This window comes from Kocuria sp. UCD-OTCP (assembly GCF_000349605.1).
GTDB lineage: Bacteria > Actinomycetota > Actinomycetes > Actinomycetales > Micrococcaceae > Kocuria > Kocuria rosea.
In genome coordinates, this window is record NZ_AOSQ01000001.1 from 181,639 (window position 1) to 204,036 (window position 22,398).

The 22,398-nt window shown below is 74.0% G+C and carries 22 protein-coding genes and 1 pseudogene; 12 read left to right on the forward strand and 11 right to left on the reverse strand.

From position 1 onward, the window contains the following. Positions 1 to 53 precede the first annotated feature (53 nt). Positions 54 to 1,133, forward strand: coding sequence for a sensor histidine kinase (locus H488_RS20195; RefSeq protein WP_017831884.1), 1,080 nt, complete (start codon positions 54 to 56; stop codon positions 1,131 to 1,133). A gap of 82 nt (positions 1,134 to 1,215) precedes the next feature. Here H488_RS20195 and H488_RS20200 read toward each other — a convergent pair whose 3' ends face one another. Beyond that, positions 1,216 to 2,262 carry a hemolysin family protein gene (locus tag H488_RS20200; RefSeq protein ID WP_017831885.1) on the reverse strand — a complete coding sequence of 349 codons (1,047 nt, stop codon included), beginning with the start codon at positions 2,260 to 2,262 and terminating at the stop codon, positions 1,216 to 1,218. Continuing rightward, positions 2,259 to 3,662: a hemolysin family protein gene (locus tag H488_RS20205; RefSeq protein WP_031282194.1), complete on the reverse strand. Its 1,404-nt coding sequence runs from the start codon at positions 3,660 to 3,662 to the stop codon at positions 2,259 to 2,261. The genes H488_RS20200 and H488_RS20205 overlap by 4 nt, the downstream gene beginning before the upstream one ends. Before the next feature lie 219 nt (positions 3,663 to 3,881). Here H488_RS20205 and H488_RS20210 point away from each other — a divergent pair, with 219 nt between their 5' ends. The 4 genes from H488_RS20210 (at position 3,882) to H488_RS20225 (ending at position 7,623) form a co-directional block, all read left to right on the forward strand. After that, positions 3,882 to 4,256, forward strand: a complete 375-nt coding sequence (locus H488_RS20210) for a hypothetical protein (protein WP_017831887.1) — start codon at positions 3,882 to 3,884, stop codon at positions 4,254 to 4,256. A gap of 265 nt (positions 4,257 to 4,521) precedes the next feature. Beyond that, a complete protein-coding gene (locus tag H488_RS20215) occupies positions 4,522 to 5,940 on the forward strand; it encodes a hemolysin family protein (protein WP_017831888.1) in 1,419 nt (472 codons plus the stop codon). Beyond that, the gene (locus H488_RS20220) at positions 5,937 to 6,971 is read left to right on the forward strand and encodes a CNNM domain-containing protein (protein WP_017831889.1); all 1,035 of its coding nucleotides are present in this window, start codon (positions 5,937 to 5,939) and stop codon (positions 6,969 to 6,971) included. The genes H488_RS20215 and H488_RS20220 overlap by 4 nt, the downstream gene beginning before the upstream one ends. Positions 6,972 to 7,083: 112 nt before the next feature. Then, a complete protein-coding gene (locus H488_RS20225) occupies positions 7,084 to 7,623 on the forward strand; it encodes a hypothetical protein (RefSeq protein WP_017831890.1) in 540 nt (179 codons plus the stop codon). Between the two features lie 51 nt (positions 7,624 to 7,674). On the opposite strand, the gene H488_RS20230 is transcribed toward H488_RS20225, so the two are convergent. Both H488_RS20230 and H488_RS20235 read right to left on the reverse strand, forming a co-directional pair. Beyond that, positions 7,675 to 8,898 (reverse strand): chorismate-binding protein, encoded by a 1,224-nt coding sequence (locus H488_RS20230; protein ID WP_017831891.1) that lies wholly within the window; start codon positions 8,896 to 8,898, stop codon positions 7,675 to 7,677. Positions 8,899 to 9,108: 210 nt separating this feature from the next. After that, positions 9,109 to 10,320: an MFS transporter gene (locus H488_RS20235; protein ID WP_017831892.1), complete on the reverse strand. Its 1,212-nt coding sequence runs from the start codon at positions 10,318 to 10,320 to the stop codon at positions 9,109 to 9,111. Between the two features lie 185 nt (positions 10,321 to 10,505). Between H488_RS20235 and H488_RS20240 the strand changes: the two genes are divergently transcribed. From H488_RS20240 to H488_RS0117720, 3 genes and pseudogenes are all read left to right on the forward strand, one after another. Then, positions 10,506 to 11,330 carry a PTS sugar transporter subunit IIA gene (locus H488_RS20240; protein WP_017831893.1) on the forward strand — a complete coding sequence of 275 codons (825 nt, stop codon included), beginning with the start codon at positions 10,506 to 10,508 and terminating at the stop codon, positions 11,328 to 11,330. A gap of 98 nt (positions 11,331 to 11,428) precedes the next feature. Continuing rightward, a pseudogene (locus H488_RS38455) lies at positions 11,429 to 11,725 on the forward strand (PTS transporter subunit IIC); the annotation flags it as partial. Positions 11,726 to 11,945: 220 nt separating this feature from the next. Then, positions 11,946 to 13,043, forward strand: a complete 1,098-nt coding sequence (locus tag H488_RS0117720; RefSeq protein ID WP_373419170.1) for a PTS ascorbate transporter subunit IIC — start codon at positions 11,946 to 11,948, stop codon at positions 13,041 to 13,043. Between the two features lie 82 nt (positions 13,044 to 13,125). Here H488_RS0117720 and H488_RS20245 read toward each other — a convergent pair whose 3' ends face one another. Together H488_RS20245 and ald are read right to left on the reverse strand one after the other, a co-directional pair. Continuing rightward, complete coding sequence (locus H488_RS20245) at positions 13,126 to 14,226, reverse strand: alanine racemase (protein ID WP_017831897.1); 1,101 nt, start codon at positions 14,224 to 14,226, stop codon at positions 13,126 to 13,128. A gap of 86 nt (positions 14,227 to 14,312) precedes the next feature. Further along, positions 14,313 to 15,434 (reverse strand): alanine dehydrogenase, encoded by a 1,122-nt coding sequence (ald, locus tag H488_RS20250; protein ID WP_017831898.1) that lies wholly within the window; start codon positions 15,432 to 15,434, stop codon positions 14,313 to 14,315. A 115-nt stretch (positions 15,435 to 15,549) separates the two neighbouring features. Here ald and H488_RS20255 point away from each other — a divergent pair, with 115 nt between their 5' ends. Beyond that, positions 15,550 to 16,056 carry an Lrp/AsnC family transcriptional regulator gene (locus H488_RS20255; protein ID WP_051063696.1) on the forward strand — a complete coding sequence of 169 codons (507 nt, stop codon included), beginning with the start codon at positions 15,550 to 15,552 and terminating at the stop codon, positions 16,054 to 16,056. 15 nt (positions 16,057 to 16,071) lie between these two features. Here H488_RS20255 and H488_RS20260 read toward each other — a convergent pair whose 3' ends face one another. Together H488_RS20260 and H488_RS20265 are read right to left on the reverse strand one after the other, a co-directional pair. Beyond that, positions 16,072 to 17,043, reverse strand: coding sequence for an NAD(P)/FAD-dependent oxidoreductase (locus H488_RS20260; RefSeq protein WP_017831900.1), 972 nt, complete (start codon positions 17,041 to 17,043; stop codon positions 16,072 to 16,074). Between the two features lie 26 nt (positions 17,044 to 17,069). After that, positions 17,070 to 17,924: a class I SAM-dependent methyltransferase gene (locus H488_RS20265; protein ID WP_017831901.1), complete on the reverse strand. Its 855-nt coding sequence runs from the start codon at positions 17,922 to 17,924 to the stop codon at positions 17,070 to 17,072. Positions 17,925 to 17,971: 47 nt separating this feature from the next. On the opposite strand from H488_RS20265, the gene H488_RS20270 reads away from it, so the two are divergent. Beyond that, positions 17,972 to 18,622 (forward strand): XRE family transcriptional regulator, encoded by a 651-nt coding sequence (locus H488_RS20270; RefSeq protein WP_043738261.1) that lies wholly within the window; start codon positions 17,972 to 17,974, stop codon positions 18,620 to 18,622. A 48-nt stretch (positions 18,623 to 18,670) separates the two neighbouring features. Here H488_RS20270 and H488_RS20275 read toward each other — a convergent pair whose 3' ends face one another. Continuing rightward, a complete protein-coding gene (locus H488_RS20275) occupies positions 18,671 to 20,050 on the reverse strand; it encodes an MFS transporter (RefSeq protein WP_017831903.1) in 1,380 nt (459 codons plus the stop codon). A gap of 230 nt (positions 20,051 to 20,280) precedes the next feature. On the opposite strand from H488_RS20275, the gene ppgK reads away from it, so the two are divergent. Then, positions 20,281 to 21,141, forward strand: a complete 861-nt coding sequence (gene ppgK, locus H488_RS20280; protein ID WP_017831904.1) for a polyphosphate--glucose phosphotransferase — start codon at positions 20,281 to 20,283, stop codon at positions 21,139 to 21,141. Positions 21,142 to 21,155: 14 nt separating this feature from the next. On the opposite strand, the gene H488_RS20285 is transcribed toward ppgK, so the two are convergent. Continuing rightward, positions 21,156 to 21,335 (reverse strand): hypothetical protein, encoded by a 180-nt coding sequence (locus H488_RS20285; RefSeq protein WP_017831905.1) that lies wholly within the window; start codon positions 21,333 to 21,335, stop codon positions 21,156 to 21,158. A 350-nt stretch (positions 21,336 to 21,685) separates the two neighbouring features. Here H488_RS20285 and H488_RS20290 point away from each other — a divergent pair, with 350 nt between their 5' ends. Continuing rightward, positions 21,686 to 22,033, forward strand: coding sequence for a hypothetical protein (locus H488_RS20290; RefSeq protein WP_017831906.1), 348 nt, complete (start codon positions 21,686 to 21,688; stop codon positions 22,031 to 22,033). A gap of 64 nt (positions 22,034 to 22,097) precedes the next feature. On the opposite strand, the gene H488_RS20295 is transcribed toward H488_RS20290, so the two are convergent. After that, on the reverse strand, positions 22,098 to 22,301 hold the full coding sequence (locus H488_RS20295) for a DUF2945 domain-containing protein (RefSeq protein WP_017831907.1): 204 nt from the start codon (positions 22,299 to 22,301) through the stop codon (positions 22,098 to 22,100). Between the last annotated feature and the right edge of the window lie 97 nt (positions 22,302 to 22,398).

Here is a 22,398-nt window from a genome sequence, read left to right on the forward strand (position 1 = left end):
GCACCAGTGCCCCGTCCCGGACCCGGTCATGGAGATCGCTGACCGTGCGGTTGATGCTGGCACAGACCTCGGTGCTGCTCAGCGGGCTGGTGATCGTGATGATCACCGCGGTCCTGGTCGGGCCGGACATGTTCCACGAAGAGCTCATCGACGCCGGTCACTACGACGAGGCCGACGGACTGGATCACCTGGAGGACGCCTTCCGCTCGGTGAGTCTGATGGCCCTGGCCATCGGCGGGCTCACGGCCCTCTGCATCGCCGGGCTGCTCAGCTTCTACCTCTACCGCACCATCGGGCGGTCCCTGGCGTCCTTCAGCACCGCGGCCGAAGAGGTGGCCGCGGGCAATTACGGCGTGCGCGTGACCTCCGCCGCGCTGGGGCCGGAGTTCGACGCCCTGGCCGGCTCCTTCAACGGGATGGCCGCCAAGCTCAGTGCGGTGGACACCACGCGGCGCCAGATGCTCGCCGACCTGGCCCACGAGATGCGCACCCCGCTGGCCAGCCTCAAGGGCCATCTGGAAGGAGTCGAGGACGGGGTGGTCGCCCTCGACGAGCACACCACCGGGATCCTCAACGCCCAGATCACCCGCCTGGAGCGCCTGGCCCGCGACATCCGCCAGCTCACGGCCGCCGAAGAGGGCATGACCCGGCCGCAGCTCACGCTCCAGGACCCTCAGCACCTGGCGGACCTGGCGGTCGCGGCCATCGAGCCCGACGCCGCCGGCAAGGGCGTGTCCATCACCGCGCTGAGCACCGGCCCGGAGGCCGCCCCGGTGCCGCTGGACCCGGAGCGGATGGGCCAGGTGCTGAGCAACCTGCTGGAGAACGCCCTGCGCCACACCCCGGCCGGGGGCACCGTCGTCCTGAGCACCGACCACACCCCGGAGGCGGTCACCTACACCGTCACCGACACCGGGGAGGGCATCGGCGCGGAGAGCCTCCCGCACGTCTTCGAGCGCTTCTACCGCGCGAACACCGGCCGGGAGGCCCACCGCGGCGGCTCGGGGCTGGGCCTGGCGATCAGCAGGGCCCTGGTCGAGGCCCAGGGCGGAACGCTGGAGGCCACCAGCGACGGTCCCGGCCGCGGCGCCAGCTTCCGGATCCACCTGCCCCGCCGTCGCCCCGCCGGCTGAGCCCGCCGGACGCCGGCGACCTCCGGGTCCGCCGCCGGCCTCTCGGGGACCGCGCGTGGGGCTGGTGCCTCCGCCCGCAGGCTCAGACGGTCCTGAGCGTGCGGCTGTCGTCGCGGATCTGCCCGACGAGCTCCTCGAGCATGTCCTCCAGGGTGACGATGCCCTCGGTCCTGCCGCGCTCGTCGAGCACGAGGCCGAGGTGGGCCCCGGAGTTCTGCATCAGGGCCAGGGCCCGGCGCAGGGGCATGTCCCGCTCGATCGTGGGCAGCGCGCGAATCAGGGACGGGTCGATCGGGGTGTCCCGGGCGGCCTCGTCGATCTCGATCAGGTCCTTGATGTGCACGTACCCGGCGAGCTCCCCGAAGACGTCGAAGATGGGGAACCGGGAGAACCCTCCGGCGGCCACCGTCTCGGCCTGGGCGGGCGTGACCCCGGCGGGCAGGGTGGTGACCCCGTCCAGCGGGATCACGATCCCGGTCACGCTGCGCTGCTCGAAGGTCAGGGCCCCCAGCAGCAGCCGCTCGTCGTTGGCCTCCAGCAGGCCGCCGTGGTGGGACTCCTCGACCAGGGCCGCGACCTCGTCACGGGTGAACACCGAGGTGACCTCGTCCTTGGGCTCCACCTTCAGCAGCCGCAGGATCACGTTGGCGACGCCGTTGAGCAGCCACAGCAGCGGGCGCAGGGCGGTGACGATGCCGACCAGGACGGGGGCCAGGACCACGGCCATGCGCTCCGGGCCGGCCAGGGCGATGTTCTTGGGCACCATCTCCCCGAACACCACGTGCAGGTAGGTCACCAGGGACAGTGCGATCGCGAAGGCGATGGGGTGCACGAAGGCCTCCGGGACGCCGATCGCGGCGAAGGGCACCTCCAGCAGGTGGGCGATGGCCGGTTCGCTGATGTAGCCCAGGGCCAGGGAGCAGATGGTGATGCCCAGCTGCGCGCCGGCCATCATCAGCGAGACGTTCTCCATGGCCCCCAGGGTCACCTTCGCGGCCCAGGACCCGGACAGCGCCCTGGGCTCGATGATGGTGCGGCGGGCGGAGATCAGGGCGAACTCCGCGCCGACGAAGAACGCGTTGGCGCCCAGGAGCACCACGGTCAGGATCAGGCCGGTGACCTCGCTCATCGGACGGACTCCTTCTGGTGGGCGGGCACTTCCACGGCGCGGTCCTCCGCGCCGTCCTCGGGTGCCGTCCCGTCACCGGGGCGGTGGACGCGGGCGTGCACCGCGGTGATGCGGTGCGCCTCCAGCGCGGTGACCTCGAAGGTGATCGTGGCCTCCGGTTCACCCGGCGCGGGGGCGGCCGCCACCGTGACCCGGTCCCCGACCTCGGCCAGCCGGCCCAGGTGCAGGGTCACGAGCCCGGCGAGCGTCTCGTAGTCCTCGTGCTCGGGGACCGCCGCGCCGAGGTGCTCGGCCGCCTCGTCCGGGCGCAGCGCCGCGGAGAGGTCCCAGGACCCGTCCGCCTCCACCGTGACCGGCTCCGGCTCGGGGTCGTGCTCGTCGCGCACCTCTCCGACGAGCTCCTCGACCAGGTCCTCCAGGGTGACCAGCCCGGCGGTGTCGCCGAACTCGTCGATCAGCACCGCCATCTGCAGGCCCCCGGCGCGCAGGGTGTCCATCAGCTCGTCCAGCTCCACCGTGTCCGGGACGAAGGTCACCTCGTCCATGACCGCTCCCACGGTAACGGCGTTCCGCTCGCGGTAGGGCACGGCCAGGCCGTGGCGCACGTGCACCTGGCCCAGGACCGCGCCCTCGTCCGCGTCGAGGACGGGGAAGCGGGAGTGCCCCGAGGCCTTGGCCGCGGCCAGCAGCTCGTGCACGGACGCGTCCGGGGCCAGGGTGGTCATCTGACCCCGGGGGGTCATCACGTCGTGGGCGCGGCGGTCGCCGAAGGCGAAGGAGCGCTCGACCAGCTCGGCGGTGGCCGCGGCCAGCGCCCCCCGCTCGGCGGAGTGGCGCACCAGCCCGGCGAGCTCCTCGGGGGAGCGGGTCGAGGCCAGCTCCTCCTGCGGCTCCACCCCGAGGGCGCGCACGATGCGGTTGGCGTTGCCGTTGAACAGCCGGATCGGCCAGGCCAGGGCTCTGGTGAAACCGCGCTGGAACCCGCTCACCGCACGCGCGGTGGCCAGCGGCTTGGAGATGGCCAGGTTCTTGGGCACCAGCTCCCCGAAGATCATGGTCAGGCCGGTCGCCAGCACCAGCGCCAGCACGACGGAGGTGGAGCGGGCCGCCACCGGGGACAGCCCGGCGTCGGTGAGCGGGCCCACGATCAGGGCGGCGATGGCCGGCTCGGCCAGGAAGCCGATGCCCAGGTTCGTCACGGTGATGCCCAGCTGCGCTCCGGAGAGCTGCGTGGACAGGGTCTTCATCGCCCGCAGCACCCCGCCCGAACGGCGGTCACCCGTGGCCGCTGCGGCCTCGACGTCGTTGCGGTTGACGGTGATCAGCGAGAACTCGGCGGCCACGAAGGCCCCGCAGGCGGCGATCAGGGCCACCCCGAGGAGGATCGACAGGACTTCCATCAGCCCCACCACCTCGTCACATCTGCACGGCCCGAAGGCCGGGGTCTGTCACAGGGCGCGTCGCAGTGGGCGCTCATGATCTCCGTATCTCACTCGTGCACAGGGCGGTCCAGCAACAGGGCCGCAGGAACCAGGAAATCTAGCAATCCCAGCCGGGAGAAGGCTGGGAAAGATGAAAGGCGGATGAGAACCGGCGCAGCCCGCCAGTAGGCTCGGGCCGTGACCGGACTCAGTGGAGCGGCCCTGCTCGAGGTGCTCAGCGCCGCCGCGACCAACGCCGGTCTGGCCCTGGTGGCGGCGGCCGTGATCATCCGCTGCCTGCACGTCCGGTGGCACCGGACCGAGGCGATCCACGTCCTCCGGGACGGGGCGCACTGCCTGCGCTGGCACACCACGCGCTATGAGATCCACGAGGAGCCCTGGCACCACCCGCCGGTGCCCGCTCCCGACTCCGGGGCCGAGGTCGTCGTCTGGTTCCACTCCCGGCACCCCGAGCAGTGGAGACTGAGCACCCCGCACCGCCCGGTCTGGGCGCTGGCGGTCTGCGGGGCGGGCCTGGTGCTCCTGGGACTGCTGATGCCGGTGTTCCAGTAGGCCCCGGCCCGATGCCCCGGTGCACCGCCGAACCTGTGCGTCAGCCCGGAATGTGGGGCGTCGTCACGTGGGGGCGTCCGACGGCAAATAGACTGTGAGGCGTTCCAGACCCCCGATCATGGAGAGCGTGAACCAGCCCGATGGGCCCATCGCCTGCGAGACCCGGGTCGTCCGACGACCCGGGCGACAGTTGTCCTTTTCCCGCAACAGCTGACCCCCGCCGCAGGCTCCGGCCCGGCTCTCCCGATCCAGGAGTGAGCCCCCGATGATCGGAGCGATTCTCACCCTGCTCCTCGGCATCGTCGTGATCCTGGCGATCATCGCCGCCAACGGGTACTTCGTGGCCCAGGAGTTCGCCTACATGTCGGTCGACCGCGTCAAGCTCGGCGCGCGCGCCGAGGCCGGCGACAAGGCCGCCCAGCGCGCCCTGAAGGTCACGCGCCGCACCTCCTTCATGCTCTCGGGCGCCCAGCTGGGCATCACCGTCACCGGTCTGCTCATCGGCTACGTGGCCGAGCCCATGGTGGGGGAGTCCGTGGGCGTGCTGCTCGGCGCCGCCGGGGTGCCGGCCGCGCTGAGCATCTCGGTGGGGACGGTGGGCGCGCTGGTCGTGGCCGCCGTCGTGCAGATGATCTTCGGGGAGCTGTACCCGAAGAACCTGGCGATCGCCAACGCCGAACCGCTCGCCCGCGGACTGGCCCGCTCCACCACGATCTACCTCGGCCTCTTCGGGTGGCTGATCACCGTGTTCGACCACGCCGCCAACGCGCTGCTCCGGCTGTTCCGGATCGAGCCGGTGCACGACGTCGACACGACCGCGACCGTGGAGGACCTCGAGCGCATCGTCGCCGACTCCCGCGAGAGCGGGGACCTGCCCGAGGAGCTGTCGGTGCTCATCGACCGCATCATCGACTTCCCCGACCAGGACGTGGAGCACGCCATGATCCCGCGGTCGCAGGTCGGCACGGTCTCCCCGGACACCACCGTGGGCGAGCTGCGCGTCCTCATGGCGCAGGAGCACACCCGCTACCCGGTGATCTCCGCGACCGAGGAGCCCCTCGGCGTCGTCCAGCTCGCCGATCTGCTGCGCGGCGGCGTGCCCGATGACGCCGCGGTCTCGACCATGATGGCGCCCCCGCTGGTGCTGCCCACGCTCATGTCGCTGCCGGACGCACTGGCGCAGCTGACGGAGTCGCGCAACGAGCTCGCCTGCGTGATCGACGAGTACGGCGGCTTCGCCGGCATCCTGACCGTCGAGGACCTGGCCGAGGAGCTGGTCGGGGAGATCACCGACGAGCACGACGACGAGCCGCCCGCCACCATCACGCCCGAGCACGGGGACACCTGGCGGATGACCGGCGACATCCACGTCGACGAGGTCGAGCGCGCGGTCGGCCACGAGCTGCCCGAGGGCGACTACGAGACCATCTCGGGCCTGCTCATCGCCCAGCGCGGTGAGCTCCCGGTCTCCGGGGAGGTGGTGCGGGTCGAGCTGCCCGACGACCCCCGCGATCTCGTCCTCGACCGGCCCGTCCACCGGGTGCTCGACGTCGAGGTGCTCGAGCTCTCCCGGCACGTGCCCAGCGAGCTGCTCGTGCGGCTCGTCGAGACCACCGCCGAGGGCGCCGACCCCGCGGAGAACACCACCGCCCGGACCGGCGCCGAGAAGGAGGAGGACCGATGAGCGATCCCCTGGTCGTCACCGCCGTGACCGTGCTGCTCATCGTGCTCAGCGCGTTCTTCGTCATCGTCGAGTTCGCCCTGCTGGGCGCGCGCCGCCACCGGCTCGAGGCCGAGGCGGCGACCAACCGCGCCGCCCGCGCCGCCCTGCGCGGCATCAACGAGCTGACCATCATGCTCGCCGGCGCCCAGCTGGGCATCACCGCGTGCACGTTCGCCCTCGGCGCCGTCACCAAGCCGGCGGTCGACGCGTGGCTCAGCCCCGTGTTCGTTTCCTGGGGCGCGCCCGAGGGGCTGGCCGACGGCGCCGCCTTCGGTCTCTCCCTGCTGTTCGTGACGTTCCTCCACCTCGTGGTGGGGGAGATGGCGCCCAAGTCGTGGGCGATCGCGTACCCGGAGACCTCGGCCAAGCTCATCGGCGTGCCCTCGCGCGGCTTCATCTGGGTCGTGCGGCCGCTGCTGGTGTGGGTCAACGCGATCGCCAACCGGCTGGTCGCGGCCAGCGGCGTCACCCCGGTGGACCGGGCGGCCGTCGGCGGCCAGGACGTCGACACGATCCGGCACCTCGTCGAGCACTCGGCCTCCGTGGGCGCGCTCGACCCGTCCTTCCGCACCCAGCTCTCCGGCGTGCTCGAGCTCGAGCAGCTCACCGTCGAAGCGCTGGTCGCACCGGGCGCGACGCCGACCACCGTGCCGGTCCGGGCCACCGCGGCCGACGTGCAGGCGGCCGCCGCCCGCTCGGGGCACCTGCGGATCCTCGTGGAGGACCCCGGCGCCGGCACGCCCGGAGTGGTCCACGTGCGCGACACGCTGCTCGAGCCCCCGGACCGGCCCGTCCGGGACCTGGCCCGCCCCGCGTTCGTGCTCGACGCCGACACCCCGGTCTACGAGGCCCTGGCCCGGATCCGCGCGGCCGGGGAGCAGTTCGCGGCTGTCGTGCACGAGGGCCGCTTCGTGGGAGTGATCACCCTCTCCGACGTCCTGCGGCGGGTCCTGCCCCGGGAACTCGCCGCCGACAGGCCCACGGGCCGGTGAGGAGGACGGGACCGTCCCACGACCGGGCGGCGGCGGCGTAGCGTAGAGCGTCCGGGCGCGACCGCCCCGTCGTCGTCCCACCGCCCCGCCGCCCCGCTAGGAGACATCACCCGTGGAACCCCTGCTGCTGGAGCCCCTCACCCGCTTCCTGACCGTGGAGCACGCCGCGGACCTCACCGGGCTGGCCGCGCGCATCCCGGGCTCGGGGTTCCTCTGCTTCTACCCCAACGACGAGGAGTACACGGGCTTCGTCGACGGCACGGGCCGGCTGTGGCTGCGCGGCGACGACGCCACGCCCGCCCGGGAGCTGCTGGAGGTCCTCGAGCCGCCGTTCCGCATCGCCTATCCGGTGGCCCCGGCCGTCACCGGCGACGAGGAGGCGGTCGTCTCCGCCGGGGTGCTCCAGACCCCCGAGGAGCTGGAGGCCTACCGGGCCCGCTTCGCCGACGTCGAGGGCGAGGCGGACCTCGACCACCAGGCCCACGCCGTGGACGCGGTCGGCCAGCACTGGACCCTCATGGCCGGCACCGAGCCGGGGGAGGTGCTCGCCCTGTGCTTCGGCCGGGACGAGGCGGGGGTGCCCTTCTCCGAGCAGACCACCTTCACCGCCGAGTCCCTGCCCCTGCCGGTCACCGTGGTGGAGCTCGACTGACCGCCGGCCCCTCGGTGACGGGGGCCGGTGCCGCTCCCCGGGCGTGACGGGTCAGGCGGCGTGCGGGACCGCGCCGGTCCGCGCCGGCGCGCCGGCGGCCTCGAGCACCGCCCGGACCGTGCCGAAGTTCGCCGCCGTCTCCGCCAGCGCACCGTCCACGGTGGAGGTGGCGTCCAGCTCCGCGGCGGCGTGCAGCCGGGCGCGCGTGCCGTACAGGTGGACGCTGCGCAGGACCGGCACCCACTGGCCGTGCCCGGCGGCGTCGGTCCAGCCCACCAGGCCCGCGAAGACCCCGCGGGGCCGCGGCTCCAGCTCACGGATCAGGGACAGGGTCTCCCGGTCCGGGGCGCCGGCGGCCGCACGGTGCAGCGCCACCGCGGCGTGCAGCGCGCTGGTGCCCCGGTGCAGCCTGCCGGTGAGACGGGTCGCCAGGTGCCAGGCGGCGTCGGTGCCCGGCACGCTGGGCTGCCCGGGCACGTGCAGGGACGCGGCGAGCGGTGCCAGGCGGCGGGTCAGGTGCTCGACGACGTGCTGGTGCCGCCGCCGGGCGGCGGGGGAACGCAGCAGGGACTGCTGGGCGGCGGCGTCGCCGGAGACCGTGGGGTGGCGTGCGGCGCTGCCGGTGTGGGGGTGGGAGGCGAAGCCAGTCGGGCGCACCTCGGCCGTCAGCTCCGGGCCCGCACCGAGGACCGTGCCGCCGTCCCGGGGGTGCATCAGGAAGGCGTGGCCGTCGGCGGCGCGGGCCACCAGCTCGTCCCACAGCCGGTCCAGATCCGCGGGTGCGGGGAGTTCCAGGTCCAGGGCGCGGGCCAGCACCAGGTGTGGGGCGGCGCCGCGGCCGATGCGGTCCAGGGCCTCGGCGAGCGCCTCGTGGTGGTCGGGGGCCGGCGCCGGGGCGGCGGGCACGAGCTCCCGCGCCAGGGGCACCGGGGCCGTGGGCGCCGGGCGGGGCGCCCACACGGGCCGCTCGGCGAGGAACAGGTCGGCCGGCTCGTCCGGGTCGAAGGGGATGGTGCCGCACAGCACCGGCCGGGCCTCCCCGCCGGGCCGGGTGCCGGCCATCGCGCGGGTGACCTCGTCCAGCCGGGCCAGGACCGAATCCACGCGGCCGTCCGTGATCCGTCCGGCGGGCAGCTCCCGGTCCCGGCAGGCGAGGAGGAGCCCGTGGCGGCCCGCGAACGCGAAGTCGCCCTCGAGGCCCCGTGCGCCGCTCCCTGCCTCGTCCCGGGGCAGGGGGACGGGCGTGCCGGCGGGGGGCGTCGTGCCACGGAGCATGGGTGGGGCCTTCGGTCGAGCGGACGGGGTAAGGGTACCCTCAGTGGTTCGTGGCTCGACTGTAGCAGTCCGTCCACGGATTAGCTGACACTTCTCTGCTCTAATTCGGCCACCCGGGCCGCGTGCTCGGTGGCGCGGCTGTGCCGCCGCGGCGTCCCGCGGTCCCCGGTGCCCGGTGCCCGGCGGCGAGCTGCTCGTAGGGGAGTGCCCCTATCGGCGGCGGGTCTCCGCGACCGCCAGGAGCCCTCCGACCAGGAACACGACGGTCGCGGCCAGGACCACCAGCAGCGGGACGGTCCACCCCCCGGTGCCGGAGTTCAGCGCCCCGATCAGCGGCGGGCCGACCGTCGCGGCCAGGTAGCCGCTGCCCTGGATGCGGGCGGAGGTCGCCGCGGCCTCGGCGTCGGTGCGCACGATGCGCGCGACGATCGAGAAGATCGTGGTGAAGCCCCCGCCCTGGGCGACGCCGCCGACGGCGGACCACACGAGGTAGCCCTCGGGGGCGATCAGCAGCCCGACCGGGAGGGTGATCCACAGCGCCCCGATGACGGTCACCGGCACCCACGACGGGGCGCGGGCGGCCAGCAGCGGCACCCCGAGGGCCCCGGCGATGGCGGCGACCTGGAACAGGGAGGCCCCGGCCCCGGAGGCCGCCAGGCTCAGCCCGCGGGTGTCGGCCAGCAGGGTGGGCAGCCACGCGGTGACGGAGTAGTAGGAGATGGCCTGCCCGCAGAAGGCCAGCGTCAGCCACCAGCCGATGCGCCGGATCTGCGTGGTGCCCCGGGCCTGGCGCAGCGCCCCGGTGGCCGTGTCGGGTTCGGCCGGGGCGGGGGTGGCGCGCGGCGTGCCGGCCCGGCGGCGCGCCACGACCAGCCAGAACACCAGGGCCGCCAGCGTCAGCACGCCCCAGGAGACGAGCGCCCAGCGCCAGCCGACCACCGCGGCGAGCGGGGCGGTGCCCAGGGCGGTGATCATCGACCCGAGGTTGAGGGCGGCGGTGTAGGCGGCGGTGACCGTGGGGATCCGGCGCCAGGGGACGTCGCGGCGGATGATCACCGGGACCACGATGTTGCCGACGGCGATCGCGGCGCCGATGACCACGGTGCCGGCCAGGACCACCGGGGCGGGACCGGCCGAACGGACCACGGTCCCGGCCAGCACGCCGCTCAGGCACACCAGGACCGCGGCCTCCGGGCCGAAGCGTCCGATGAGCTTCGAGGCCAGCGGGGTGGCCAGGGCGAACAGCAGCACCGGCAGCCCCGTGAGCAGGCCCGCGGTCGCCGCCGAGAGCCCGAGGTCGGACTGGAGCTGGGTGATCACGGGGGTCGGGGCGATGATCGGCCCGCGCAGGCTCAGGGCGACGAGCACGATGCCGACGACGACCCACGGCAGGGCGTGCGCGGGCACGGAGCGCTGGCTCATCTCGGTCCTCCCCGACAGTGCGGTGATCTGGTGCAGTGATCTCCTGCCGGCGGGGCAGGTGCTCCTGTCAGCCTGCCAGATCCGGCCCCGGCCTCGGGACGGGTTCCCCTGTTCCCGCATGCATCGGCCAAAATGAATGTGATGTGGATCACATAAATGGACGGGAATGGGATACCATGTCAGGTATGTCTCACCTCAGCCGGCTGCTGGACCTCGGATCGATCTGCCTGGACGAACCGGCGGAGGACTGGCGGGCCGCCATCGCGCTGGCCGGTGGGCTCCTCGAGCGCCAGGGCGCCATCAGTGCCGAGTACACGCAGGCCATGATCACCAGCGTCGAGGAGAACGGCCCGTACATCGTGGTGGCGCCGGGCTTCGCCTTCGCCCACGCCCGGCCCTCGGAGGCGGTCCACCGCACCGCGATGTCCTGGGTCCGGCTGGCCCGGCCGGTGGAGTTCGGGCACGCGGCGAACGACCCCGTGACCCTCGTCGTCGCCCTCTCCGCGAAGGACCAGAAGGAGCACCTCCAGGCCATGCGGACGCTGGCCACGCTGCTGGGCTCGCCGAGGACCCGGACCGCCCTGGACGAGGCGAGGACCCCGGAGGAGGTGCTCGCCGTGCTGACGGAGGAGGCCCCGGCGCCGTCCGGGAGACCGTCGACGACGGACGAGGCGCCGGCCGCGGAGCCGGCGGCGACGACAGCGGCGGAGGCGGGCCCGGACAGTCGCAACAAGATCCTCACCGTCTGCGGCAACGGTCTCGGCACCAGCCTGTTCCTCAAGAACACCCTGGAGCAGGTGCTCGACCACTGGGGGTGGGGCAAGTACCTCACGGTCGAGGCGACCGACACCATCTCGGCCCGCGGCAAGGCCAAGGAGGCCGACCTGATCCTCACCTCCGGGGAGATCGCCCGCACCCTCGGGGACGTCGGCGTCCCCGTGAAGGTGATCGAGAACTTCACCAGCACCACCGAGCTCGACGCCGCCCTGCGTGAGCTCTACGACGTCTAGAAGCAGGTGTTCCCGTGAACTGGCTCGTCAGCATCCCCGAGTTCCTGGTCAGCGAGATCCTCGCCGTCCCGGCGTTCCTCATCGGCATCATCACCGCCGTGGGCCTGGCCGCCCTGCGCAAGAGCACCGGCCAGATCATCGGCGGCGCCATCAAGGCGACCCTCGGCTTCCTGCTGATCGGCGCCGGGGCCACCCTCGTCGTCGCCTCCCTGGAACCCCTGGGCGCCATGATCCTGGGCGCCACCGGCGCTCAGGGCGTGATCCCCACCAACGAGGCCATCGCCGGGATCGCCCAGGCCGAGTACGGGGCCCAGGTCGCGTGGCTGATGATCCTCGGCTTCGCCGTGAGCCTGCTGCTCGCCCGCTTCACCCCGCTGCGCTACGTCTTCCTCACCGGCCACCACGTGCTGTTCATGGCCACGATGCTGACCATCATCCTCGCCACCGCCGGGTACGGCAGCTGGGTGACCGTGGTGCTGGGCGCCGTGCTCCTCGGCATCCTCATGGTCTCCCTCCCGGCGCTCGCCCACCCGTGGACCCGCAGGATCACCGGCGACGACAGCGTCGCCATCGGGCACTTCGGCACCGCCGGCTACATCGCCGCCGGNCAGCTGGGTGACCGTGGTGCTGGGCGCCGTGCTCCTCGGCATCCTCATGGTCTCCCTCCCGGCGCTCGCCCACCCGTGGACCCGCAGGATCACCGGCGACGACAGCGTCGCCATCGGGCACTTCGGCACCGCCGGCTACATCGCCGCCGGCGCCGTGGGCCAGGTCGTGGGGAAGAAGAGCCGGTCCACCGAGGACACGAAGCTGCCGGAGGGACTGCGCTTCCTCCGCGACTCCATGGTGGCCACCGCCCTGTCCATGGCCCTGATGTACGTGGTCCTCGCCGTGCTCTTCCTCGCCCGGGCCGGGACCGAGGAGGCCTTCACCGCGTTCGAGGGCGGCGCCACCGGGGTCGGCAACTACATCATGATGTCGATCACCCAGGGCCTGCAGTTCGGCGTGGCCGTGGCGGTCATCCTCTTCGGCGTGCGCACCATCCTGGGCGAGCTCGTCCCGGCCTTCCAGGGCATCGCCGCCAAGGTCGTCCCCGGCGCCATCCCGGCCCTCGACGCCCCGATCGTCTTCCCCTACGCGCAGAACGCCGTGCTGCTGGGCTTCATCTCCAGCTTCGTGGGAGGCCTGATCGGGCTGCTCGTCCTCTCCGTCTGGCTCAACCCCGCCATCGGCCTCGCCCTGATCCTGCCGGGGCTGGTGCCCCACTTCTTCACCGGCGGCGCGGCCGGCGTCTACGGCAACGCGACCGGAGGGCGTCGCGGGGCCCTCGCCGGCGGCTTCGTCAACGGCCTGATCATCACGTTCCTGCCCGCGTTCCTGCTCTCCGTCCTGGGCGCCTTCGGGGAGGAGAACACCACCTTCGGCGACGCCGACTTCGGCTGGTTCGGGATCGCCGTGGGCTCCGCCGCCAAGATCGGATCCGTCGGCGGCATCGTGGTCATCTCCCTGATCGGGCTCGGGGTGCTGGTGCTGGCGATCGTGGTGCAGCGCAAGGTGGTCGACGCCCACTGGGACCCGGCCGCCGGCCGCGCCTGGCCCGGGACCGCGGGCGCCCCGGAGACCGAGGACGCGGCGGCCCCGGGGGCCGCCCGCTCGTTCCCCAAGATCGCGCCGCCGAAGGGCGCGCCCGCTCCGCCGCCGCCCCCGCGCTGAGCCGCCGGGCCGGCTCCGCCGCAGCCTCGCGCCGATCCGCCGTGCCCGGGATCGTTCGGCGGTCGCCCGGCGGGCCGCGGGGTCAGGAGTTGCGGCCCCGCGCGGCCACGGTCCAGCGCTCCAGCAGGGCGCCCTCGCGCACCACGGCCACGTCGTCGACGAGGTTCATGGTCAGGCACACGTGGTTGGGGATGACGCGCAGGCGCTCGCCGAGGGCGGGCAGCGGGGCGTCCTCGGGCCAGACGACGGTGGCGTGGTGCTCGGACAGGGCCGTGATCCGGGCGTCCGGGTGGTCCATCAACCGCCCGCAGCCGGTGGCCCAGGCGGGCCGGTCGCTGCCGAGGACCTTGCTGCCGGCGTCCAGGACGGTCCGCCGCGGCACCCCGTTCCCGCCCTCGTGCCGGCTGACCACGGTCGCGGCCACGGTGAGGGCGATGTCCTCGAGGGCGCACCGGCCGAGCTCCAGCTGCTGGGCGTCGCCGAAGACGTAGACCCCCGGCCGCACCTCCGTGGCTGTGGCGCTGTCGGTCAGCAGCGCACTGGGCGTGGAGCCGCCGCTGCGGCGCAGCACCTCGAAGCCTGCGGCCGCCAGCTGCCCGGCCGCCCGGTCCAGGGCCTGCTGCTCCTGCGCGGCCGCCTCGACCGGCATGCCCGGGGCGTAGCTGTGGCCCGGGAAGGTGAAGACGCCCTCGACGCGCAGCCCGGCCCGGGCCGCGGCCCGGGCGACGTCCGCGGCGGCCTCCGGGCGGACCCCGCTGCGGTGGTGGCCGCTGTCGATCTCCACGACCACGGCCACGTCCCCCGCCGCGTCCCCCAGCTGCTCGCCCATGACGGCGGCGGCCTCGGCGGAGTCCACCCCCACGCTGATCCGGGCCGCGGCGCTCAGCCGGCGCAGGCGCTCCGCCTGGCGCGGGCCGACCCACAGCGGGTACGCGACGAAGAGGTCCTCGGCCCCGTGCGCGGCGAAGACCTCGGCCTCCCCGAGCGTGGCCACGGTCAGCCCGGCCGCGCCGGCGGCGAGCTGCAGCGCCGCGATCTCCGGGACCTTGTGCGTCTTGGCGTGCGGGCGCAGCAGCAGGCCCCGCTCGCGCACGGCCGCGGCCATCCGCGCGATGTTGCGCTCGAGCACGTCCCGGTCGATCAGGACGTCCGGGGTGTCGACCTCGTCGGGGATGCGGTGCATGGGGCTCCTCGTGCCGGGATGCTGATCTGCTGCGCTCTGCCCATGCTAGGACCTGCGGGCCCACGCTCCCGGCGCGGGCGTGCGGCTCAGGCGGCGGGCAGCAGCTCCGACCGGTCGACGACCTCCAGGCCGTGGGCCTCGCCGACCGAGCGGTGCGTCACGTGCCCGGCCATCGTGTTGAGCCCGGCGGCCAGGGCGGGGTCGGCCGCCAGCGCCGCGGTGACACCCTGGTCGGCCAGGGCCACGGCGTAGCGCAGCGTGACGTTGGTCAGCGCGTAGGTCGAGGTGTTCGGCACCGCGCCGGGCATGTTCGCCACGCAGTAGAAGACGGTGTCGTGCACCGTGAAGACCGGGTCCTGGTGGGTGGTGGGGCGGCTGTCCTCGAAGCACCCGCCCTGGTCCACGGCGATGTCCACCAGGACGCTGCCCGGCTTCATCCGCCCGACCATCTCGTTGGTGACCAGCTTCGGGGCCTTGGCGCCGGGGATCAGCACGGAGCCCACGACGAGGTCCGCCTCGGTCACCGAGCGCTCGATCTCGAACCTGTTCGAGGCGACCGTGCGCAACCGGCCGGCGTACCGGTCGTCGAGCTCGCGCAGGCGGTCCACGTTCACGTCCAGGACGGTGACCTCCGCGCCCAGGCCGACAGCCATCGCCGCGGCGTTGGTGCCGGCCACCCCGGCGCCGATCACGGTGACCTTGGCCGGGCGCACCCCCGGCACCCCGCCCAACAGCACGCCCTTGCCCCCGGCGGGGGCGGTCAGGGCGGCGGCCCCGGCCTGGACGGACAGCCGGCCGGCGACCTCGCTCATGGGGGCCAGCAGGGGCAGCCGCCGGTCGGCGGTCTGGACGGTCTCGTAGGCGATGGCGGTCACCCCGGACTCCAGCAGCGCCGCGGTGAGCTCGGGCTCGGCGGCCAGGTGCAGGTAGGTGAACAGCACCAGGCCCCGCCGGAACCGGTGGTACTCGGAGGCCACGGGCTCCTTGACCTTCAGCACCAGGTCGGCGCGGGCCCACAGCTCGTCGGCGTCGGCCACGAGCTCGGCCCCGGCGGCGGTGTAGTCCTCGTCGGGGATGCCCGAGCCGGTGCCGGCGCCGGCCTCCACGAGAACGCGGTGGCCGTGGGCGACCAGTTCGTGGACCCCGGAGGCGGTGATGGCCACGCGGTGCTCGTTGTTCTTCACTTCACGGGGGACGGAGACGATCATCGGGGTCCTTCTTCCGCAGGAAACGTAGACTGGGTGGAATCAAGCTACGGTTTGCGGCCGTGTCCGTGGGCTTTTTCGCCGATCCTTCGGCAATCGACCGAGAAGTGGCGGAATGATGGACAATGTGAGCCACGACACGCGGCGCCCGTCGCAGGATCTGCGCCCGGCCCCCGAGCTGGACGACCTCGACCGGCGCCTGCTCGCGCTGCTGCGGGAGAACTCCCGGATGACCAACCAGGCGCTCAGCGAGGCCCTCGGCGTGGCCCCGTCCACCTGTCTGGCCCGGATGAAGGGTCTGCAGCGCTCGGGCGTGATCCGCCGCTTCACGGTCGAGGTGGACCCCCGGGCGCTCGGGAGCACCATCGAGGCCCTCATCAGCGTGCGCCTGCGGCCGGGGGCCCGGCACCTGATGTCCGCGTTCGGCGAGGGGCTGAAGTCGGTGCCGGAGGTGTCCCAGTTCTTCTTCCTGGCGGGCTCGGACGACTTCCTGATCCACGTCACGGCGCGGGACACCGACCACATCCGCCAGTTCGTCCTCGAGCACCTGTCCTCCAACCAGGCGGTGGCGGCCACGCAGACCAGCCTGGTGTTCGAGCACGTCCAGGGGTCCGTGCAGATCTGACCGCCCCCGAGACTCTCAGCCGCGGCGGGGCGTCCCGGCCGCGGCGCCCTGCGCGCGGGCCCGCACGGCGGCGGCCGCCTCCTCGGCCACGAGGTCCGCGTTGATCGCGGCGGCCGCCCCGACCCCCGCTCCCGCCGCGGAGGAGACCATGGCCGAGAGGTCGCCGGCGTTGCCGGCCGCCCACACCCCGGGGATCCCGGTGCTGCCCATCGGGCCCGTGGCGATGAGCGCCCCCGCGGGGTGGTCGGTCAGGGTGCCGCCGAGCTGCTCGTACAGCTCGGCCCGGGCCGCGAAGCGGGGCGCCACGACCAGGGCGTCCACCGGGACCTCCTGCCCGTCGTCGAGGACCACGGCGCGCAGCACGTCCCCGTCGGTGCGCAGCCGCTGCACGGGCCCCTCGACCACCCGGATCCCGAGGGCGGAGAGCTGCTCCCAGGCCTCGGGGCCGGGATCGGGCATCCGGTGCGGGAAGAAGGTGACGTCCTCGCTGAGCTGCCGGAACAGCAGCGTCTGGTGGATGCTCATGGGTCCCGCGCCGAGCACGCCGATGCGCCGGCCGCGGACCTCCCACCCGTGGCAGTAGGGGCAGTGCAGCACGCTCCGCCCCCACAGCTCGGCCACGCCGGGCACGTCGGGCAGCTCGTCGACCAGTCCGGTGGCGAGCAGCAGCCGCCGCGCGCGCAGCACGCCGCCGCCGGCGAGACCGACCGTGAACCCCTCCTCCTCCGCCCGGGCGGTGACGGCGCGGTCCCGGAGGATCTCCGCCCCGTACTGCTCCGCCTCCCGCCGGCCGGCGGTCAGCAGCTCGAGCGGCGGGACCCCCTCCCGGCCGAGCAGGTTGTGCGCGCCGCCGGCCGGGGCGTTGCGGGGTTCGCCCGCGTCCACCACGACCACCGAGCGCAGGGAGCGCGCCAGGGCGACGGCGGCGCTCAGGCCGGCCGCACCGCCTCCGACGACGACGACGTCGTACGCGGAAATGCTGTTCATGGTCCGTGTCCTCTCGTGCTGGTGGTTCATGGCCGGTGCGCCGCCCAGACGATGCGTCCGGCGCGCAGCACCAGGTCCTCCCGGTGCAGGACCGCGCCGGGGGAGTCCTCGGTGAGCAGGTGCTCGAGGGCGAGCAGATCGCCGGCGGCCAGCCGGCCGGCGAGGACCGGGAGGGCGCGGCGCAGCCAGTGGTCCGCCCAGCGCCCCGTGCCGGGCGGGGCCGGCCGCGCCTCGACGCCGAACCGGCGCCGCCCCGCCGGCCGGAAGCCGGCCTCCTCCAGGCGAGGTCCCCAGTCGGGCACAGCGTTCCAGTCCGCGCGGGCGAGGACCTCGTGGCAGCGGCGCTCCAGGCCCGGGCGGCCGATCCCGATGTCCTCGGGCAGGAACCGCGGCAGCGCGTCCATCTCCACGACCGCCAGGAGCCCGCCGGGGCGCATCCCGGCATGGAGCTCCCGCAGCAGCCGGTCCGGCGCGGCGAGCTCGTGCAGCGAGGAGGCCGCCCAGGCGAGGTCGACCGCCCCGACCTCGGGCCAGGCGGTGTCCAGATCGGCCTGCACCGTGCGGATCCGCTCGGACGGGCCCGGTGCGCCGGCCGCGGCGCGGAGCCGCTCGAGCCTCGGTGCCGACCGGTCGATCGCGACGATCTGCGCCGACGGGAAGCGGCGGGCCAGGAGCCGGCTGCCGGGCCCGGTCCCCGCGCCGATGTCCGCGACCGTGTCCGGCGCGCCGCGGACCTGCTGGGCGACCCAGTCGAGCACCTCCTCCAGCAGCGGGCCCAGGATCTCGGCGTCCAGCTCGAGCAGCTCGGCCAGTCCGTCGTCGTGCTGCTCGGGGTGGGTGTGGTGCCCCGCCGTCGGGTGCGGGGAGTCGTGCGGTGTCATGCCTCCACGGTAGGCGCAAAATGCCTTTGAGGCATACACTCTTGCCCATGACGCAAGAACTCGACCTGGACGCCGTGATTCGCCGCCGTATCCGCGGTCTCCGGCTGGCGCGCGGCTGGTCCCTGGACGCGCTCGCGGCCCGGTGCCACCTCAGCCCGTCCACGCTGAGCCGGCTCGAGACCGGGCACCGCAGGATCGCTCTCGACCAGCTGGTGCCCATCGCCCGGGCGCTCGACACCTCGCTCGACCAGCTCGTCGAGTCCCCCGAGGACGAGGACGTGGTGATCCGCCCGCAGCCCAGCAGCACGCCGGGGCTGACCATGTGGTTGCTGTCCTCCGAGCGGGCCCTGCACGGGATGACCGTGGCCAAGATGCGCATCCTGCCGGGCCCGCCGCCCGCACCGGACCGGCTGGCGGTGCACCCGGGCCGGGACTGGTTCACCGTGCTCTCCGGGACCGCCCGTCTGTATCTGGGCGAGCGGGTCGTGGTGGTCGAGGCCGGTCAGGCGGCGCAGTTCTCCACGATGGTCCCGCACGCCATCGTGGCGCAGGGCGGGCCGGTGGAGATCCTCACCGTGCTCGACCACGACGGCGAGCGCGCCCATCTGCACGCGGACGAGCCTGCCGAGGACCGGAGGGCGCCGGCGCCGGCCGACCGCCCGGCACCCGGCCAGGACGGACCCGACCCGGCCGGGTGAGGTGCGGCCGGGGCCGGGCCGGGGCGCCCGGCCGGCGGGCCGCTCGGCTCAGGCGCCCGGTGCCGCCGGCGCCGTCTCGGCGCGCCCCGACCGCCCGCGCCGCGCGGCCGGACCGGCCGGGCCCGGGAACTGCGGGATCAGCGCCACCGACCCGGCGGCGACCAGGGCCACGGCGGCGAAGACGATGAAGTTCCACTGGAACGGCAGGGCCATCGAACCGATCCAGCCGCCGATGAGCGGGCCCGAGATCGCGCCGATCCGGGCGAAGGACAGGGCCCAGCCGGTGGCGGTGGCCCGGGAGTGGGCGGGGTAGTACTCGGCCACCCAGCCGGTGAGCACGAGCGAGGTGGAGATCGAGCCGATGCCGGCCAGGGCCACGAACACGTAGTTGACCACGATGCTGTTGGGGAACATCAGCAGCAGGATCCCCGCCCCGCCCAGCAGGTAGAAGACCACCAGGATCAGCTTCTTGCCGTAGGCGTCCGCGGCGCGGCCCAGGGCGATGCCGCCGGCGGCCGAGGCGAGGCTGAAGACCACCAGGAACGTCAGGGCCGGGCCGAGCTCGTAGCCGGCCGAGCGCATGATCGAGGGCAGCCACGTGTTGAGGCCGTAGACCAGGACCATGCCGCAGAACAGGGAGACCCAGAAGAACACCGTGGCGGTCAGGTAGCCGCCGGAGAACATCGCCGCCAGGGACTGCTTCCAGCCGACGGATCGCGCCTTCGCCTCCTCGGAGCGCACCGGCGTCCAGTCGCCCTCGACGAACGGTGTCACGTGCAGCCGCGCGGCCAGGCGGGCGGCCTCCTCGCGGCGGCCCTTGCCCATGAGGTACTCGAGGGACTCGGGCAGCAGCCTGGCCACCAGCGGCAGCAGGACCACGGGCAGGAACCCGACGCCGACCACCCAGCGCCAGCCCAGCGTGGGCAGCAGGACGATCGCCACGAGCGCGGCGGCCAGGATGCCGAGGGAGTAGCCGGAGTACATCACGCCGTAGTTGAAGGACCGGCGCCGCGGTGCCGAGTACTCGATGGTCAGGGCCGCGGCCACCGGGATGATCCCGCCCATGCCCAGGCCGCCGAGCAGCCGGAAGAGCCCGAAGACCTCCGGGGTCGGGGCCAGCGCGGCGCCCAGCTGCATGGTGGTGAAGATGGCCATCGAGACCAGCAGCATCCTCCGCCGGCCGATCCGGTCCGAGAGCGTGCCGATGACCATGGCCCCGATGAGCATGCCGACGAGGGCGTAGGAGCCGAGGCCGCCGAGCTCCAGCGGGGTGAGGTCCCACTCCCGGTGCTCCGCGAGGGCGGGCAGCACGGCGCCGAGCACGCCGACGTCGTACCCCTCGGCCAGGATCGCGAGCCAGCAGGCGAGCAGCACCCGGTTGGTGGTCCTCGGCGGGACGGGCCACGCGGCGGTGGTGGGACTGGTCATGCGGGGAAGTCCTTCGAAAGGCGGCGGGACGCCGGGGCGCCGGGCGGGGCGCGGGCGCTCGCCGGGGTGACCGGGACCCCTCGATTCTAGGGAACGCCCGGGGCGGGACGGTGGCGCCGGACGGGTGGCGGGGCCGGTGCGAATAATTGCCGTCCCCGCCCGGTTGTACAGTCGAACAGGCGCCGCCCGCTCGAGGGCGCGCCGTCCCCGCCTCGATCCAGGACCGTGAGATGACCTGTGCCCTGCCGTCCGTCCGGACGCCCCCGACCGTCCCGCCCGTCTCCGCCGGGGGCGACGACGACGCCCGCTGCCTCGGGGTGGACATCGGCGGAACGACCATCAAGTACGCGGTGGTGGACCCGGTCCGCGGCACCACCGTGGGCCCGGTGCGCCGGGTGCCCACGCCCGCGCCGGCCACCCCGGCCGCGGTGGTGGCCGTCCTGCGCGGGGTCCTGGAGAAGCTGGAGCGCGCGCCCGGGCCGGGCGGGCCCCTGGCCGGGGTCGGCGTGGGCGTCCCGGCGATCATCGACCACGGCATCGCCCGCTCCGCCGCCCACCTCGACGACTCCTGGATCGGCACGGACGCCCGGGAGCTGCTCGCCGCCGGACTGGGGCGCGAGGTCGCGGTGCTCAACGACGCCGACGCCGCCGGGCTGGCCGAGGTGCGCTTCGGCGCCGCCCGGGGCGCGAGCGGGACGGTGCTGGTGATCACGCTGGGCACCGGGATCGGCTCGGCGCTGTTCCTGGACGGGGAGCTGATCCCCAACAGCGAGTTCGGCCACGTGTGGCTGGACGGCCGGGACGTGGACGGCTGGGCCGGCGCCTCCGCCCGGATGGAGGAGGCCCTGGACTGGCCGACCTACACGGACCGGCTCCAGCGCTACCTGTCCCACCTCGAGCGCCTGATCTCCCCGGATCTCATCGTCCTCGGCGGAGGCATCAGCGAACGGCACCAGGAGTTCCTGCCGCACCTGCGGCTGCGCGCCCGCGTGGCCCCCGCGCAGCTGCGCAACGCCGCCGGCATCGTCGGCGCCGGCCGCCAGGCCCACCTCGGCGCCCTGCGGGCGTCCGGCCTCGTCGGCAGCCGCTGAGCCGGATCGGGGCATCAGCCCCTGGTGTGCTCCGGCATCGGGGGAGCCTCATCGGGCCGCCGGGCGGTCTCCCGGGCGTCCCGCGGGCCGGTGCCCGCGGCGGTGGACCGCCGTTCCGGCAACGCACCGGGCCGCCCCCGGTCCTGCTGCTCCAGCCGGCAGAGCGCGGCGTTGTTCATGTTGATCGTGATCACGGCATCGACCCCTCGTAGCTCATGTCAGTGAATGTAGGCGCGCGGCGGGGCCGCACCGCAGACCGCGGGGCGTTCCGTGCGTCACACTCGGCTGTGCCGTCTGTCCGCCCAGGTCAGAAGAGGGTCGGGGGCTCGGTGACTGTGACTCTGTGACGCCCCGCGACGCCCGGGGCGCCGGAGTCTGCAAGTTCGTGCACCGCGGCCGGCGGGCCGTGGACCGATGCGAAGGACTCTTCCCCTGTGTGACGTGGCTCTCTATCATGGGAAGGGACAGCGTGGTCGAGCACACCCGCCCGGCACCGGGACCTTCTGCAGCTCCCGATGCGCTCGCACGACTGGAGATCCCCGCCATGAGCCTTTCCGAACTGACCCCTGTTCCCGACGACACGGGACCCCTCGACGTCCTCCCCGGCATCGGCGTGGGTCCGGTGGTCGACCCGATCTCGTCCATCACCGTCTCCCACGTGGCGCGCTACCGGATGCGCACCGACCGCGCGGGGCTGAACCTGCGGGCGGGCGAGATGGTGCTGTGCGCGCCCTACGACCCGGTCGAGCTGGGCATGGTCGTCCTGGTGCGCTGCGAGGCTGACGGGTACAGCCCGGGCGCCCTGGTCCCGGCGTCCGACGTCGAGTACCTCGAACCGGCCGGCCCGTCCTTCGGCCCGTTCGTCTGGGGCACTCCCGGCGTCCGCGGCTGAACGCCGCGTCCCGCCCGACTGCCGCCGCGCCCGTCCTCGGGCCCGCGGCGGGGCAGGTCTCCGGCTAGGCCTCGGTGAGGGCGTCCGCCTTGTGGGTCGCGCGGGCCCCGGAGCTGTCGGACTCCACGATGTAGTGCGGATCGTCCGTGCTCGCGCGGTACGTGCGTCCGTCGAGCTCGAAGTCCTCGGTCTTCTTCTCGACGACCTTCCCCTCGGTCCTGCCCTGCGGGGTGTTCCACGTGACCCTGGTGCCCTTGTTCAGGCTCATCCGCTGCTCCTCTGCTCGTCGGTTCCGGAGCTCGTCCGGTCCGGTGCGCGTGCGCCCCGGGGCCGCCGGCCGTGCGCCGTCCTCAGCCTACGGAGCG

What these genes read in the sequence shown, in the direction of transcription:
- H488_RS20290 (WP_017831906.1), top strand. Translation starts at nt 21,686, where the DNA reads ATGAGCCTTTCCGAACTGACCCCTGTTCCCGACGACACGGGACCCCTC.
- H488_RS20245 (WP_017831897.1), bottom strand. Translation starts at nt 14,226, where the DNA reads ATGCACCGCATCCCCGACGAGGTCGACACCCCGGACGTCCTGATCGAC.
- H488_RS20215 (WP_017831888.1), top strand. Translation starts at nt 4,522, where the DNA reads ATGATCGGAGCGATTCTCACCCTGCTCCTCGGCATCGTCGTGATCCTG.
- H488_RS20230 (WP_017831891.1), bottom strand. Translation starts at nt 8,898, where the DNA reads ATGCTCCGTGGCACGACGCCCCCCGCCGGCACGCCCGTCCCCCTGCCC.
- H488_RS20255 (WP_051063696.1), top strand. Translation starts at nt 15,550, where the DNA reads ATGGACAATGTGAGCCACGACACGCGGCGCCCGTCGCAGGATCTGCGC.
- H488_RS20275 (WP_017831903.1), bottom strand. Translation starts at nt 20,050, where the DNA reads ATGACCAGTCCCACCACCGCCGCGTGGCCCGTCCCGCCGAGGACCACC.
- ppgK (WP_017831904.1), top strand. Translation starts at nt 20,281, where the DNA reads ATGACCTGTGCCCTGCCGTCCGTCCGGACGCCCCCGACCGTCCCGCCC.
- H488_RS20270 (WP_043738261.1), top strand. Translation starts at nt 17,972, where the DNA reads ATGACGCAAGAACTCGACCTGGACGCCGTGATTCGCCGCCGTATCCGC.
- H488_RS20195 (WP_017831884.1), top strand. Translation starts at nt 54, where the DNA reads ATGCTGGCACAGACCTCGGTGCTGCTCAGCGGGCTGGTGATCGTGATG.
- H488_RS20240 (WP_017831893.1), top strand. Translation starts at nt 10,506, where the DNA reads ATGTCTCACCTCAGCCGGCTGCTGGACCTCGGATCGATCTGCCTGGAC.
- H488_RS20205 (WP_031282194.1), bottom strand. Translation starts at nt 3,662, where the DNA reads ATGGAAGTCCTGTCGATCCTCCTCGGGGTGGCCCTGATCGCCGCCTGC.
- ald (WP_017831898.1), bottom strand. Translation starts at nt 15,434, where the DNA reads ATGATCGTCTCCGTCCCCCGTGAAGTGAAGAACAACGAGCACCGCGTG.
- H488_RS20220 (WP_017831889.1), top strand. Translation starts at nt 5,937, where the DNA reads ATGAGCGATCCCCTGGTCGTCACCGCCGTGACCGTGCTGCTCATCGTG.
- H488_RS20260 (WP_017831900.1), bottom strand. Translation starts at nt 17,043, where the DNA reads ATGAACAGCATTTCCGCGTACGACGTCGTCGTCGTCGGAGGCGGTGCG.
- H488_RS20265 (WP_017831901.1), bottom strand. Translation starts at nt 17,924, where the DNA reads ATGACACCGCACGACTCCCCGCACCCGACGGCGGGGCACCACACCCAC.
- H488_RS20235 (WP_017831892.1), bottom strand. Translation starts at nt 10,320, where the DNA reads ATGAGCCAGCGCTCCGTGCCCGCGCACGCCCTGCCGTGGGTCGTCGTC.
- H488_RS20200 (WP_017831885.1), bottom strand. Translation starts at nt 2,262, where the DNA reads ATGAGCGAGGTCACCGGCCTGATCCTGACCGTGGTGCTCCTGGGCGCC.
- H488_RS20295 (WP_017831907.1), bottom strand. Translation starts at nt 22,301, where the DNA reads ATGAGCCTGAACAAGGGCACCAGGGTCACGTGGAACACCCCGCAGGGC.